Here is a 12757-nt window from a genome sequence, read left to right as displayed (position 1 = left end):
GTCGATCACCTGCACCAACCGCAGCGTTCGGCTAAGCGCCGTGCTCGCCGGTGAGGGCCTGGTACACCGGCCGGAGCAGCTCGGCGATGTCTTCGCCGTCCACTGTGATCGCGAACGGCGGGGCCTGGTCCAGCAGCGCGTCGGACGTCGTCCGCGGCCCCTGCAACGGCGCCGCGCCGCCCAGGCCCGGAGCCGGGCCGCAGGCGAAGAACGTGTCCATGACCTCGGTCAGGGCCGGCGACCGGTCGTCGGGATCGAGCGGCTCGGCGGAGATGAGCCGGTTCTTCAGCTCGTCGAGCAGTGTTTCGCGGTTCCGGCCGCGCAGCGCCAGGATGGTGAACGGATCGTCGCCGACGCGCGCCAAGAGCGCGGAGAACACGGCGTTCAGGTGGCCGCACGGCACTTCGGCGGCCGGGCAGGTGCAGTCCAGCGACACCTCCCGCGCCGACGACGGGAACAAGGGCAGCCGGACCGCCGTGAAGGTCTCCTCGATGTCGCGGGGCAGCTCGCCGCTGAGCAGCAGGACCGTGGCCGACGCTTTTGCGGCGAGCGCATGGGTGATCGCCGCCCAGTCGGTCTTCCCGAACGCCGTCAGCCCGATTCTCACCCGGTACGGGCGGCCGTCCTGCACCTCGGCGTCGACGCGCCCGGCGCCGACCTCCAACGACACGACTCGCCCCTGACCAGGTGCGGGCAGGAGGACGCCGATCGCCGTCAGCGCCCGGATGAACCGGGCCGGCCACCACGGGAGCGGCTCAGTCATCGAGCGCCTCCTCCCCCAGCGTGAGCACCCCGCGCAGCGCGTCCGTGGACAGTTCGGTGAGCCAGCCGTCGCCCTCGCCGACGACCATTCCCGCGAGCGCGCGCTTCCTGGTGATCAGGCTGTCGATGCGTTCCTCGATGGTCCCGGGGCAGACGAACTTCCGGACCTGGACGTTGCGGCGCTGCCCGATCCGGAACGCCCGGTCGGTGGCCTGGTTCTCCACGGCCGGGTTCCACCAGCGGTCCAGGTGCAGGACCTGGCCGGCGGCGGTCAGCGTGAGCCCGGAGCCGCCGGCCTTGAGCGAAAGCACCAGGATCCGCGGACCGTCGCCGGCCTGGAAGCGTTCCACGATCGCGTCTCGCGCCCCCTTGGCCAAGCCGCCGTGCAAGAACGCGACCTCGGCGCCGAGCCGGTCGGACAGGTGGGGCACGAGCAGGTGGCCGAATTCGGTGTACTGCGTGAAGCACAGCACCCGATCGCCCGAGGCCAGGATTTCCGCCAGGATCTCTTCGAGGCGGGTGACCTTGCCGGAGCGCTGCCCGATCGGGGAACCGTCGTGCAGCAGGTGCGCGGGGTGGTTGCAGACCTGCTTGAGTTTCGTGATCGCGGCGAGGATGTGGCCGCGGCGTTTGATGCCCTGGCTGTTCTCGATCTTCTTCATCATTTCGTCGACGATCGCGCAGTACAGCGTGCCCTGTTCGCGGGTGAGCCGGTATTCCTGCCGGATTTCGAGCTTTTCCGGGAGTTCCGGGACGATCGCGGGATCCGTCTTCACCCGGCGCAGCAGGTAGGGCTGCGTGAGCCGGCGCAGTGCGGCGGCCGCGGCGGTGTCGCCGCTGCGCTCGATCGGCGCCGCGAACCGCTGCCGGAACTCGAACCGGGTCCCGAGCAGCCCGGGGTTGAGCACGTCCAGCACCGACCAGAGGTCCGCCAGCCGGTTTTCGACCGGGGTGCCGGTCAGCGCGAGCCGGTGCCCGGCCGGGAACCGCCGCACCGCCTTGGCCGTCGCGGTGTCGGCGTTCTTGATCGCGTGCGCTTCGTCGAGCACCAGACGTCGCCAGGCGAACGTCTCGAGCTCGCCGGCGTCCCGGGCGGCGGTGGCGTAGGTCGTGACCACGAGGTCGGCCGCGGCGACCTGCTCGGCGAGCGCGTCCCCGTGCGCGCGGGCGCTGCCGTGGTGGGCGTGGACACGCAGGCGTGGGGCGAAGGTCGCCGCCTCCCGTTGCCACATGCCGACCAGCGACATCGGGCACAGCACCAACGTCGGCGGGTGATCGTCGCCGTCCCGCTCGGCGGCCTCGAGCGCCAGCGTCTGGACGGTCTTGCCGAGGCCCATGTCGTCGGCCAGGCACGCACCGAGTCCCAGCGCCGACATGAACGCCAGCCAGGCGACCCCCCGCTGCTGGTAGGGGCGCAGCGTGGCGCGGAACGACGGCGGCAGCTCGACCGGCCGCAGTGCCTGGTGCACCCGCCCGGCCAGGACGTCCCCGACCCAGCCGCCGGCGTCGACGTCGGTGACCGGCAGCGGCGTCTCCCGCGCGAGGTGGACGAGCTCCAGCAGCTCGGCCGCGGTCGGGGGCTGGGCCTGCCGATGCGGGTCGCGGCGCAGGAACTCGAGACCGGCGCGGAGCCGGTCGGCGTCGACGCTGATCCACCGGCCCCGCAGCCGCACCAGCGACGTCTTCGCCGCGACGAGCTTGGCCAGCTCTTCTTGACCGATTTCGTCGTCGCCCACCGCGACCGACCAGCGGAACCCGCCGAGCTCGTCGCGGCCCACCCGGCTGCGGGCGACGACCTGCTCCGACGGCGTGCTGCGGACGGACAGGCGCAGCCCGAGCCGACGCCGGCCGTCCCAGGTGGCCGGAAGCTGCACTTCGAACCCGGCCTCGACCAGCCGGGTCGCGCCGGAGGTGAGGAACTGTTCGGCTTCCTCGACGGTCAGGTCGTATTCGGACGGCCGGGTCCGGCGCAAGGCCGGCGCCAGCATCGGTTCCACCAGCGCGGCCCGGCCCAGTTCGGCGACGAACAGCCCCTTCGGGTCGCGGACCAGCCCGTTGGCCTCTCCCGACCAGATCTGCCCCGGCGACAGCAGCAGGCTCGGATCGGCCGTCGCCCGCAGGAGGAACTGCAGCTGCCACTTGGTGCCGTCGCCGGTCTGGTCGTCGGGATCCTCCTCGGCCGGTCGGCGCAGGGTGCCGGCTTCGGCCAGCCGGAAGCACGCCCGGCCGTCGACGACGTCGGTGTCGGCGACCTCGTCCCACTTCGCGACGGCGTCGGCCAGGACACCGAGCTCACCCAGCGGCAGCTCGACGCGGGCACCGCCGCCCTGCAAGGCGGACAGCCACACCCCGGCCGCTCCCCCGCCCCCGCGCAGGTCGACGGGCGGATCCGCCCGCGCCAGCCGGTCCCGGACCGCGGCGTCGACCAGGGTGTGCAGGGCATCGGTGACGAGCGCGCGCGGCGAGGCCCCGGTGAGCGGCGCGATCTGTTCGGCCCGCCCGACCGGCGGCATGGCCGCGACCAGTGCGTCGAACGCGACGAAGTCCACGCCCTGCAGCACCGGGCGCCACCGGGCCTCGGCCGCGTCGCCCCGGCGGACCAGCGTCGGCAGCACCCGCCCGCGCCGCACCAGATCCGCGGCCAGCCGGGCCACCGCCCGCAGGTAGGTGACCGAAGCGCCGTAGGAGGCCGAGTCGTCGAGGTCGTCCAGCTCGGTCGCATCCACGACCAACGCGGGCACCGACCACGGCCGCAACGACGGCGCACGCCGGCGGGCGCCCGCCGCCGGCTCGGAGGAGGCGAGCGGCCGGTTCGCCCGCGACGGCAGCAGCAACGTCACCGAAGTGGGCTTGCCGGGGTGCAGAGCGGTCAGCTGCGCGCTGGAGACCGCGAACGGATGCGGAAGCGCGATCTGCGCCGAACGACTCGACGTGCCTGCCGGGCCTCGGTCGTGCTCGGCCCACAGCAGCAGACCGCGGCCCGGAGACCACAGAGCGTGCACGAAGGGCAAGGTCGGGGGCTCCTTCGTCCGATCGGGGTTCCACACAGATCGTCGCACGGCGGAGGTGACGGGCTGCCGTCGAGACCACCGGTCCCGGCCGGAGGTGATCAGCGCAACGCGGAAGCCAGCGCCTCCGCCAGCCGCGGGTGCGCGTACCGGTAGCCGCCCTCGAGCGCGCGGTGGGGCACCGCGCGCTGGCCGGTGGTCACCATGTCCGCCATCTCGCCGAGCGCCATCCTCAGTGCGAATCCGGGCATCGGCAGGACGGCGGGGCGGTGCAGCGCCCGGCCGAGCGCCTTCGCGAACTCCCGCTGGGTGACCGGTTCGGGCGCCGTGCCGTTGTAGGCGCCGCTCCACGACGTGTCGTCGACCGCCTTGGCGTACAGGCCGACGATGTCGTCGACGTGGATCCACGGGACGGCGAACGCACCTCCCGCGATCGGCCCGCCCAGCCCGAGCCGGTAGGTCGCGAGCAGCGATTTCAACGTGCCACCCGAAGCATCGAGGACGACTCCGGTGCGCATCCGCACCACGCGGACACCGAACTCCGCCGCCCGGGCGGTTTCCGCCTCCCACGCGGCGGAAACCCCGGCGAGAAAAGTGCTTCCGGGCGGAGACTGTTCGGTGATCTCCTCGTCGCCGCGCGGACCGTAGTAGGCGACGCCCGAGCTGGAGACGAGGACCCGGGGCCGATCCGCTTCGGGCGTGGCACGCAGGCCTTCGACCAGGTGGCGGGTACCGGCCACGCGCGACTGCCGGACGCGGTCCTTGACCTCGTCGGTCAGACGTTGGCCGAGGGGTTCCCCGGCGAGGTGCACCACGGCGTCCCGGCCGGCGAGCGCCGCGACCGGGGCGGGTCCGGCGAGCGGGTCCCACTGCCACGTCGAAGGGGTGGTGCTCGCGGACCGGGAAAGCACGGTCACCTCGTCGCCGCGCTCACGGAGCCGGGCGGCGAGCTTGCCGCCGATGAGACCGGACGCGCCGGAGATGGTGAGCTTCACGATGCCGGGCTCCTCGTGCCGAAGGGAAAGTCAGGAACGCGCCTGCGGCAGGAGGACGATCTTTCCCAGTGCGGTTCGCGCGGAGGACTCGGACAGTTCCACGGCCGCCGCCACCTCGGTCAGCGGGTAGCGGGCGGCGATCTTCGCCGTGAGCACCCCGTCGCGCAGGAGACCGAAGACGTGGGTGAGGTCGGTGCGGATCCGGGCGCGGAACGCTTCGCGCTTGGCCGAATCCGGCTTGCCGGCGCCCGACCAGACGTCGAAGAAGCTCGCGTGCTTGCGGGTGGGCAGGAAGTTCCAGAACGCCAGCTTCGTCAGCACGTTCAGGAAGCTGAGCAACACCGGTGTGCGAAGGAGAACGACTTCTCCATGTTCCGGCAGATGCGGCCGGAGGCCGACCGGGAGGGGGCGGACGCCGCCACGACCCTGCCCCGGCATGCTCTGCTGGACGTCCGGGCCGCCCGATGCTTCCGAGGCGTGGGATCCGATGGACCCGGGCAAGAGCCTCAACCGCCCGTCGCCGATCGGCGTCCCGCCCCTCGCCGACCGGGAGGACGCCGAGGCGGCGATCGCCGGCTTCGAACGCGACGGCTTCCACGGCCCGCTCAACACCTACCGCGCCATGCAGCCCTACTTCGACCAGGCGGGCGCCTTCGCCGGGGCGAAGATCCGGCAGCCCGCCTTCTTCGGGTTCGGCACCGAGGACGGCATGATCCGGATGCGCGCGCTCAAGGAGGGGGACCTCACCGCGATCGTGCCGAACCTCCAGGGGTACCTGCCGATCGAGGGCGTGGGCCACTGGCCCCGGCTCGAGGCGCCGGAGATCGTGAACGAGGCACTGGTCGGCTTCCTCGGCCGGGCGGCCGCGCTCTAGGATGAGCGCGCTTCGCAAAGAGCGGGTGGAGGCGGGCGATGACTGTCGACGTGCAGACCGAGATCGTGATCGACCGCCCGCGTGCTCAGGTCGCCGGGTACGCGATCGACCCCTCGAACGCACCCGAGTGGTACGTCAACATCGAGTCCGTGGAATGGGAGACTCCGGCGCCACTGGGCGTGGGATCGAAACTGGCGTTCGTCGCGCGGTTCCTGGGACGCCGGCTGGCTTACACCTACGAGATCGTCGAGCTGGTCCCGGACGAACGGCTGGTGATGCGGACCGCCCAGGGCCCGTTCCCGATGGAGACGACGTACACCTTCGCCGCGCGGGGAAACTCCAGTACCCACATGACGTTGCGCAACCGGGGCGAACCCCGCGGTTTCTCCGCGATCGGCGCGCCGCTGATGGCCGCGGCGATGCGGCGGGCCAACCGCCAAGATCTGGCGGCCCTGAAGGCACGGCTGGAAGCACTTCCCTCGAAGGAGTGAACCCGGGATCAGCTTCGGTGCCAGTCGCGGAAGGCGTCCAGCAGGTCGGTGCGCACCGCGGGCGACAGCGACTCCGGCGGCAGCTCCCCCAGCTCCGCGATGGTGGTCCGGAACTGCTCCAGGTAGCGTTCGCAGCCTTCGCACAAGGCCAGGTGCTCGACGAACCGGTCTTCGGTCGCGGGGTCGAGGGCGCCGTCGAGGAACGCGGTGACCAGCTCGACGAACTCGTCGCAGTTCATCACGCCACCCCCAGGTACCCGGCCAGCCGCGCGCGGACGACCGCGCGGGCGCGGTGCAACAGCACCCGCTGGTTGGCCGCGGAGATCTGCAGCATTGCGCAGACCTCCTCGGCGGTGTGGTCGCCGACGTCGCGCAGGCTGATCACCGCGCGCTGCCGGGCGGGCAACTCGTCCAGCACACCCGTGATGATCTCACGGATTTCCAGCGCCAGTGCGGTTTTCTCCGGCGAGGCCCACGGTTCGGGAGTCTCCCGCCAGTGTCCGGGGTAGGCGCCGCCGGGCCCCTGGAACCGGCTGGGGTCCACGGTCGGACCGTGGTCCTCGTCGCCGGGCAGCAGGCTGGTCCAGGGGACGCTGCGCTTTTCGTGCGTGCCGCGTTTCTTGGCCGTGTTGACCAGGATGCGGTACACCCAGGTCTTGAACGACGACCTGCCTTCGAAGGCGGACAGTCCTTTCACGACCGCGAGCCAGGTGTCCTGCACGACCTCCTCGGCGGTGGCGTGCGTCGAGACGAACGATCGGGCCAGCCGCAGCATCGACGACGACCAGGCGTCGAGCACGTCCGCGAACGCCGCGCCGTCACCGGCCCGCAGCGCCGCGACGAGTTCGTCGTCCGGGGGCAGCTTGGTCACCGCCCGAGCGTAGCCCCGGCGGTGGAGGAAAAGGGTGACGGTCACCTTACGGCCACCGGGTCCGGCGCCCGCAGCAACGCCAGCGCCCCGGCCGGGAACAGCAGCACCGACAGCAGCCCCGCGCAGACCAGCGCGGCCGCGGTCACCGGCGTCATCAGGCCGGTCAGCACCCCGATCTGCGTGGCGGTGACCAGGAACGGCAGCGACGTCGCCTGCAGCAAGCCGGCCGCGATCGCCCGCCGCCTCCCGAACTCACGCGCGAACAGCAGCGCCGGGATGCCGCGCGCGAGCAGCAGCGCCGCCAGGAACAGCGGGACGCGAACGAGCGCGCCCGCGTCGGCGAGCAAACCGGACAGATCGAGCCGCAGGCCGCTGGTGACGAAGAAGACCGGGATCAGGAAGCCGTACCCGATCGCGTCCAGCTTGACGCGGAAGCGCGGGTGCGAGCCGGAGTCGCGGTCGAGCAGGCCGACGACCGCGCCCGCGAGGAACGCGCCGAGGATGCTCTCGAGCCCGAACGCCTCGGCCAGCGCGACGAACGCAACGAGCAGCACCACGGCCGCGCGGACGCGGATCTCGGCCGTGGTGTCCTGCAGCCGCGCCAGGGTGGCGCCGAGCCGCCGCGACCGGCCCGCCAGCGCGATCACGACCGCGGTGACCACGACCAGGCCCGCGAACGCGACGAGCAGCACCAGCCGGGCGCCGGTGCTGCCGCCGGAGGCGGAGAACAGCAGCGACACCAGCAGGACGGCGGCGAAGTCGGCCACCGAGCACGCGGCGATGACCGCCTGCCCGAGGCCGCCTTCGGCCTGTCCGGCGTCCTTGAGCACCGGCACGACCAACCCGAGTGACGTCGCCGAGAGCGCGACCGCCACCAGCAGCGGGCTGTGCACCCACCCGGCCGTCGCGAACCCGGCCCCGGCGGCGAGGCCGAGGAGGAGGGTGACGCCGTAGCCCAGCACCGCCACCCGCAACGCCCGCCCGCGCAGCCGGCGGACGTCGATCTCCAACCCCGCCAGGAACAGCAGGAACGCCAGCCCGAGCAGGGCCACGATCTGCACCGGCAGGTCCGGGGTGATCCAGCCCAGCCCGGACGGCCCGAGCGCGATCCCGGCCACGATCTCCAGCACCACCGCGGGCACGCGCAGCTTCGGTGCCAGCCCGAGCAGCAGCGGCGCGGCGAGGGCGATCGCCGCGACCGCGAACAAGTTGACGAAACCGACGTCCGGCATGACTTCAGCGGTACTCGGGGTTGGTGAAGTCGAAGCGGCAGCCGGCGTCCCACTCGCTGCGCTGGTTGCCGTGCACCGGGATCCCGCCCGCGTCCTTCAGCATGCGGGCCAGGTGCATCAGGTTCCACGTCATGAACGTGGTGTTGCGGTTGGTGAAGTCGTTCTCCGGACCGCCCGATCCGCTGTCCAGGTAGGACGGTCCCGGGCCGGCTTCGCCGATCCAGCCCGCGTCCGCCTGGGGCGGGATGGTGTAGCCGAGGTGCTGGAGGCTGTAGAGGACGTTCATCGCGCAGTGCTTGACGCCGTCTTCGTTCCCGGTGATCAGGCACCCGCCGACCCGGCCGTAGTAGGCGTACTGACCGGCGTCGTTGAGCAGGTGCGAGCAGGCGTAGAGCCGCTCGATGACCAGCTTGGTGACGGAACTGTTGTCCCCCAGCCAGATCGGCCCGGCGATCACCAGGATGTCGGCGGCCAGCACCTTCTCGTAGAGCGACGGCCACTCGTCGCTCGCCCAGCCGTGCTCGGTCATGTCCGGCCAGACCCCGGTCGCGATGTCGTGGTCGATCGCGCGCACCACCTCGACCGTGACGCCGTTCTTCTCCATGATCCGGCGGCTGACGTCGATCAGGCCTTCGGTGTTGCTGGGATCGGGCGAGCGCTTGAGGGTGCCGTTGATGAACAGGGCGCGCAGGTCGTCGTAACTCGGCATGAGCCAGGCTCCTTCGGGCTGGTGGGTGGACCGCGCAGCTCAGTGCCGGCAACCCGCCCCGGCGTTACACGAAGGATCCGGATGACGGCCGGAACCAGTGCCACCGCGGCGGCGATCAACCCGGCAACGGAGATCATCAGGCTGTAGACGCCGCTGCGCCCGGCCCGCACCGGGTCGTCGGTCCGCCGGTAGTGGCGCACGGCGCGGCGGTGAGCGCGGTGTTCCCTCGCCGAAAGCGGCCGGGAGCTACTCCGCCCGCATCGGCCTCAGCGTGGCACCGCTCACTTCGGCGCCCGGTACGCGGCGATCCTGATCCGCAGGCCGCGCAGGTGGACCAGGTCGATGGCGAACGTCGAGACCGGCCGGTACCCCGGAGCGGGCGCGTCCGTCCGGCAGGGCCCGGTGAGGTAGACGAACTCGTCGTCGGGGTCGTAGCGCGGCGGCGACCAGACGGCCGCCTCCCCGGCCGCGCTGTCCCCGCGGCGGGTGCGGGCCAGCCAGTAGACCGGCAGCTTCAGGACCTCCCCCAGCACCTTGTCCAGTGCGGCGAGGTCGGCCTCGGCGACGGCCAGGCCCCGGCCGCTCCACACCCGCGGTGCCCAGTAGCCGCCGGCGGCGGCGTGGGTGAAGGCCGCGGTGTCGCCGGACGCGGCGACCGTCCACTCGGCCACGGTGGTGCGGGTCGGCATGACGGCTCCCTGCGGTCGTGGCCCCCAGGTCCGGCACACCGTAGTGGATCATGCACGGACCGCGGCACCACCGGCGGCACGCGGGTCGTACCGCCGACCGGCCGATCCGCGCCGAACACCCAGCTCAGCGCGGGCCACCTCGACCCCGGGCGGGTTGTTGTTCACCTGATATTCATCCGCGGATCACCGGAAGCGGGTAGCCGTGCCAGGCTGAGCAGTGTGGATCTCGAACAGTCTGAAGAACTCGTGCCCCGATCGGTCGCCGAGCTCGCCGCGGATCCGGCGTGGACGGTCACCCGCACCGGCACGACCGGTCAGTGGCTCACCGCCGAGCGGGTCGTCGAGCACAACGGGCACCGCAGGCTCATCGGCCTGACCCCGATCCGGCCCGGCACGGTCGCCCTCATGCTGTGGTCCGGCGGCGAGGTCGTCGAGCACGTCCGCGGCACCGAAGCCGAGGTCTGCGCGACCGCGCACCGCTGGGCCGCCGAGTTCCTTCCTGCCGGCCCGCCGCCACCACGCGAGTAGCTACTATCACCGGTAGCAGGAAAAGCGAAAGCTCGTGAACCGGCGTGCCGGTGCCTCCGTGTAGAAAACGATCCGGAAAGAACGGAGAACGGCGGCCGTCAGGGAGCTGTGCGTGGTTGATACGGTGAAGTCGTGACGGTGAACCGGCCCGGCAAGGTGCAGCAGGTTCTCCTGCTGTGCGCGCTCGCCCTGGGTGTCGTCGCGATGCACCACGTCGGCATGGCGAACGCCGCCGGCACCACGGCGATGCACGCCATGTCGTCGGACGCCGGCCCGCAGGAAGCCACCGCTCCACCGGAAACCGGCTCCGGGCACCACGATCCAGGCCTGCCGGGCGGCCTGCACGACGTCCTCCACCTCTGCCTGGCCGTCTTGTGCGCGGCGGGCGCCCTGCTGCTGGCCGTCGTCGTCTTCCTGGGCAGCTCGTGGTTCACCACGACGTTTTCCCGGGCGGCCGGCTCCCGCGGCTCACCGAGCCGAGGACGTCCGCCGAACCGAAGCGGGCGCGGCATCCTGACTTCTCTGTGCGTTCTGCGTACGTGATCGACCGGCTTCACGCCACGGTCGAAATCACGCACTCTCACACAGAGAAAGATTTGTCATGCGCAAAAACTTCATCATCGCCGGCCTCGTGCTGGCCTCGGCCGTGCTGCTCGGCGCCTGCAACAGCAACGACTCGATGCCCGGGATGACTTCCGGCTCGACGGCACCGGCGGCCGCCGGCCACAACGCCGACGACGTCACGTTCGCCCAGCAGATGGTCCCGCACCACAGCCAGGCGCTCGACATGGCGAAGCTCGTCCCGTCGCGCAGCACCGACCCGAAGGTGCTCGACCTCGCGAGCCGGATCGAAAAGGCCCAGGACCCGGAGATCCGGCAGATGCAGGGCTGGCTGACCACCTGGGGCGCCGGCATGCCGGGGATGACCCACGAGCCGATGCCGGGCATGGACGGGTCGATGCCCGGCATGATGTCCGGCGACGACATGAAGAAGCTCGAGGCCGCCAAGGGCGCCGAGTTCGACAAGTTGTGGCTCCACATGATGATCCGGCACCACCAGGGCGCGATCGACATGGCCAAGACCGAACTGGCCAAGGGCGGCGACGCCGGCGCCAAGGCGCTCGCCGGGAAGATCGTCGACGCGCAGCAGGCGGAGATCACCGAAATGCAGGGAATGCTCCCCCGGAGCTGAGCACGGTCGCCGGGGCAGCGCACGGCTGCCCCGGCGCCCGGTCGATCTTCGGCCGGCCGAGGCGCGGGAAGTATCCTGCCCACCGGAGGTGCCATGCTGGGTCTGGGCGAGCTCGAAGCGTCGGTGATGGACGTGCTCTGGGAGGCGGCGGAACCGTTGCGGGTCCGGCAGGTGCTCGACGAGCTGAACCAGCAGCGTCACCTGGCGTACACGACGGTGATGACGGTCCTGGACAACCTGCACCGGAAGGGCTGGGTCGTGCGCGAACTCGAGAACCGCGCGTACCGCTACCGCGCGGTCACCACCCGGGCGGAAGCGACCGCGCAGAGCCTGCGGGAGGTGCTCGACTCGGTGGACGACCGCGAATCCGTGCTGCTGCACTTCGTCAGCACCGTCACCGAAGAGGAATCGGACGTGCTCCGCCGGGCGCTGCGCCGGAAGCCGAAGAAGCGGTGATCCTCGCGGCCGCCCTGCTGCTCGGCACCACCGCGATCGGGTGGTGGTCGCCGTGGCTGCTGGGCCGCCTCGCCGCGCGGGTCGACCCGCGGACGGCGATCGCCTGGTGGCTGCTCACCGCCGCCGGGGTGGTCGGTGCGACGGTGGCCGGGGTGCTGCTCCTCGTCCTGCCGGGACACGGCCCGGCCGACGCGGTCCTGCGCTTGCTCCACGACTGCTGGGCCGCGGTCGGCCACGACGAGCTGCCCGCGCTCGACCCGGTCGCCGGCACGATCGCGGGCCTCGTCCTGGCCGCCGCGACCGGCCGGCAGACGCTGTCCTGGCTCGCCCGGCGCCGGCGGCGGGCCGTCCTGCACCGGCGGCACCTGACCGCGCTGCGGCTCGCCGGCGCCCACGACCCCCGGCCGGTCCCCACCCTGTGGCTGCCGGACGAACGGCCGATCGCGTACAGCCTGGGCGGCCGCCGCGCGCTGGTGGTCGCCAGCGACGGGCTCGCCGCGCACCTGACCAAGCGCGAACTGGGAGCCGTGCTGGCGCACGAACGCGCCCACGTCCTCGGGCACCACCACCTGTTCACCAGCTGCGCGGAAGTCCTGGGCCGGACGCTGCGGTTCGTCCCGCTGATGCGCGAGCTGCCCGCGGCGACGCGGCTGCTCGTGGAACTGGCCGCCGACCAGGCCGCGGCCGCGCAGTGCGGACGCGGGCCGCTCCGGTCGGCGCTCGTGTCGATCCGGGCGGTGGACGGGCCGCGGCGCGCGCTCGCCATGGCGGGCGGCGACACGGCCATCCGGCTCAGCCGGCTCGACACCGGCGCGTCGCCGACACTGCGGCCGGTCACCGTCGCCGGCGGTATCGCCGCCTTCCTCGCACCGCCCGGGATCGCGGTGACCCTGGTGCTGGTCACCGGTTTCCTCGCCTGCCGCTGAGGAACCGCCTCTGTCCACAGTGTC

The 12757-nt window shown here is 72.1% G+C and carries 16 protein-coding genes; 7 read left to right on the top strand and 9 right to left on the bottom strand.

What is annotated here, in order from left to right; all coding sequences use genetic code 11:
• Positions 1-31: 31 nt before the first annotated feature.
• The 4 genes from ISP_RS18745 to ISP_RS18730 form a co-directional block, all read right to left on the bottom strand.
• Positions 32-763, bottom strand: a complete 732-nt coding sequence (locus tag ISP_RS18745) for an SWIM zinc finger family protein (protein ID WP_013225384.1) — start codon at positions 761-763, stop codon at positions 32-34.
• A complete protein-coding gene (locus tag ISP_RS18740) occupies positions 756-3773 on the bottom strand; it encodes a DEAD/DEAH box helicase (protein WP_013225383.1) in 3018 nt (1005 codons plus the stop codon). Before ISP_RS18740 ends, ISP_RS18745 begins: the two co-directional genes overlap by 8 nt.
• Before the next feature lie 98 nt (positions 3774-3871).
• The gene (locus ISP_RS18735; protein WP_013225382.1) at positions 3872-4765 is read right to left on the bottom strand and encodes a TIGR01777 family oxidoreductase; all 894 of its coding nucleotides are present in this window, start codon (positions 4763-4765) and stop codon (positions 3872-3874) included.
• 30 nt (positions 4766-4795) lie between these two features.
• Complete coding sequence (locus ISP_RS18730; protein WP_013225381.1) at positions 4796-5107, bottom strand: zinc-binding dehydrogenase; 312 nt, start codon at positions 5105-5107, stop codon at positions 4796-4798.
• A gap of 94 nt (positions 5108-5201) precedes the next feature.
• Between ISP_RS18730 and ISP_RS18725 the strand changes: the two genes are divergently transcribed.
• Complete coding sequence (locus tag ISP_RS18725; protein ID WP_230468826.1) at positions 5202-5639, top strand: alpha/beta fold hydrolase; 438 nt, start codon at positions 5202-5204, stop codon at positions 5637-5639.
• A gap of 38 nt (positions 5640-5677) precedes the next feature.
• The gene (locus ISP_RS18720; protein ID WP_013225379.1) at positions 5678-6130 is read left to right on the top strand and encodes an SRPBCC family protein; all 453 of its coding nucleotides are present in this window, start codon (positions 5678-5680) and stop codon (positions 6128-6130) included.
• An 8-nt stretch (positions 6131-6138) separates the two neighbouring features.
• On the opposite strand, the gene ISP_RS18715 is transcribed toward ISP_RS18720, so the two are convergent.
• The 5 genes from ISP_RS18715 to ISP_RS18695 all read right to left on the bottom strand — a co-directional run bounded on the left by ISP_RS18715 (position 6139) and on the right by ISP_RS18695 (position 9631).
• Positions 6139-6369, bottom strand: a complete 231-nt coding sequence (locus tag ISP_RS18715; protein WP_013225378.1) for an anti-sigma factor family protein — start codon at positions 6367-6369, stop codon at positions 6139-6141.
• Complete coding sequence (locus ISP_RS18710; protein WP_230468825.1) at positions 6369-7001, bottom strand: RNA polymerase sigma factor; 633 nt, start codon at positions 6999-7001, stop codon at positions 6369-6371. The genes ISP_RS18715 and ISP_RS18710 overlap by 1 nt, the downstream gene beginning before the upstream one ends.
• Before the next feature lie 41 nt (positions 7002-7042).
• The gene (locus ISP_RS18705) at positions 7043-8233 is read right to left on the bottom strand and encodes a cation:proton antiporter (RefSeq protein WP_013225376.1); all 1191 of its coding nucleotides are present in this window, start codon (positions 8231-8233) and stop codon (positions 7043-7045) included.
• Positions 8234-8237: 4 nt separating this feature from the next.
• Positions 8238-8942, bottom strand: coding sequence for a flavodoxin family protein (locus ISP_RS18700; protein ID WP_013225375.1), 705 nt, complete (start codon positions 8940-8942; stop codon positions 8238-8240).
• A gap of 281 nt (positions 8943-9223) precedes the next feature.
• Positions 9224-9631: a hypothetical protein gene (locus ISP_RS18695; RefSeq protein WP_013225374.1), complete on the bottom strand. Its 408-nt coding sequence runs from the start codon at positions 9629-9631 to the stop codon at positions 9224-9226.
• 219 nt (positions 9632-9850) lie between these two features.
• Between ISP_RS18695 and ISP_RS18690 the strand changes: the two genes are divergently transcribed.
• The 5 genes from ISP_RS18690 to ISP_RS18670 all read left to right on the top strand — a co-directional run bounded on the left by ISP_RS18690 (position 9851) and on the right by ISP_RS18670 (position 12733).
• Complete coding sequence (locus tag ISP_RS18690; protein ID WP_013225373.1) at positions 9851-10159, top strand: hypothetical protein; 309 nt, start codon at positions 9851-9853, stop codon at positions 10157-10159.
• A gap of 132 nt (positions 10160-10291) precedes the next feature.
• A complete protein-coding gene (locus ISP_RS18685; protein ID WP_013225372.1) occupies positions 10292-10702 on the top strand; it encodes a DUF6153 family protein in 411 nt (136 codons plus the stop codon).
• Positions 10703-10760: 58 nt separating this feature from the next.
• Positions 10761-11351 carry a DUF305 domain-containing protein gene (locus ISP_RS18680; RefSeq protein WP_013225371.1) on the top strand — a complete coding sequence of 197 codons (591 nt, stop codon included), beginning with the start codon at positions 10761-10763 and terminating at the stop codon, positions 11349-11351.
• A gap of 93 nt (positions 11352-11444) precedes the next feature.
• A complete protein-coding gene (locus tag ISP_RS18675; RefSeq protein WP_013225370.1) occupies positions 11445-11807 on the top strand; it encodes a BlaI/MecI/CopY family transcriptional regulator in 363 nt (120 codons plus the stop codon).
• Positions 11804-12733: a M56 family metallopeptidase gene (locus ISP_RS18670; RefSeq protein WP_013225369.1), complete on the top strand. Its 930-nt coding sequence runs from the start codon at positions 11804-11806 to the stop codon at positions 12731-12733. The genes ISP_RS18675 and ISP_RS18670 overlap by 4 nt, the downstream gene beginning before the upstream one ends.
• The last annotated feature ends 24 nt before the right edge of the window (positions 12734-12757 follow it).

It is taken from the genome of Amycolatopsis mediterranei (genome assembly GCF_026017845.1).
Taxonomy (GTDB): Bacteria; Actinomycetota; Actinomycetes; order Mycobacteriales; family Pseudonocardiaceae; genus Amycolatopsis; species Amycolatopsis mediterranei.
The sequence above is the reverse complement of the archived record's forward strand: the minus strand, read 5'-3'. Positions and strand labels throughout refer to the sequence as shown.

Excerpts from the sequence above, each read along its gene's own strand:
- ISP_RS18745 (WP_013225384.1), bottom strand. The coding sequence starts at position 763 with ATGACTGAGCCGCTCCCGTGGTGGCCGGCCCGGTTCATCCGGGCGCTG.
- ISP_RS18725 (WP_230468826.1), top strand. The coding sequence starts at position 5,202 with ATGCTCTGCTGGACGTCCGGGCCGCCCGATGCTTCCGAGGCGTGGGAT.
- ISP_RS18720 (WP_013225379.1), top strand. The coding sequence starts at position 5,678 with ATGACTGTCGACGTGCAGACCGAGATCGTGATCGACCGCCCGCGTGCT.
- ISP_RS18715 (WP_013225378.1), bottom strand. The coding sequence starts at position 6,369 with ATGAACTGCGACGAGTTCGTCGAGCTGGTCACCGCGTTCCTCGACGGC.
- ISP_RS18705 (WP_013225376.1), bottom strand. The coding sequence starts at position 8,233 with ATGCCGGACGTCGGTTTCGTCAACTTGTTCGCGGTCGCGGCGATCGCC.
- ISP_RS18700 (WP_013225375.1), bottom strand. The coding sequence starts at position 8,942 with ATGCCGAGTTACGACGACCTGCGCGCCCTGTTCATCAACGGCACCCTC.
- ISP_RS18695 (WP_013225374.1), bottom strand. The coding sequence starts at position 9,631 with ATGCCGACCCGCACCACCGTGGCCGAGTGGACGGTCGCCGCGTCCGGC.
- ISP_RS18680 (WP_013225371.1), top strand. The coding sequence starts at position 10,761 with ATGCGCAAAAACTTCATCATCGCCGGCCTCGTGCTGGCCTCGGCCGTG.
- ISP_RS18675 (WP_013225370.1), top strand. The coding sequence starts at position 11,445 with ATGCTGGGTCTGGGCGAGCTCGAAGCGTCGGTGATGGACGTGCTCTGG.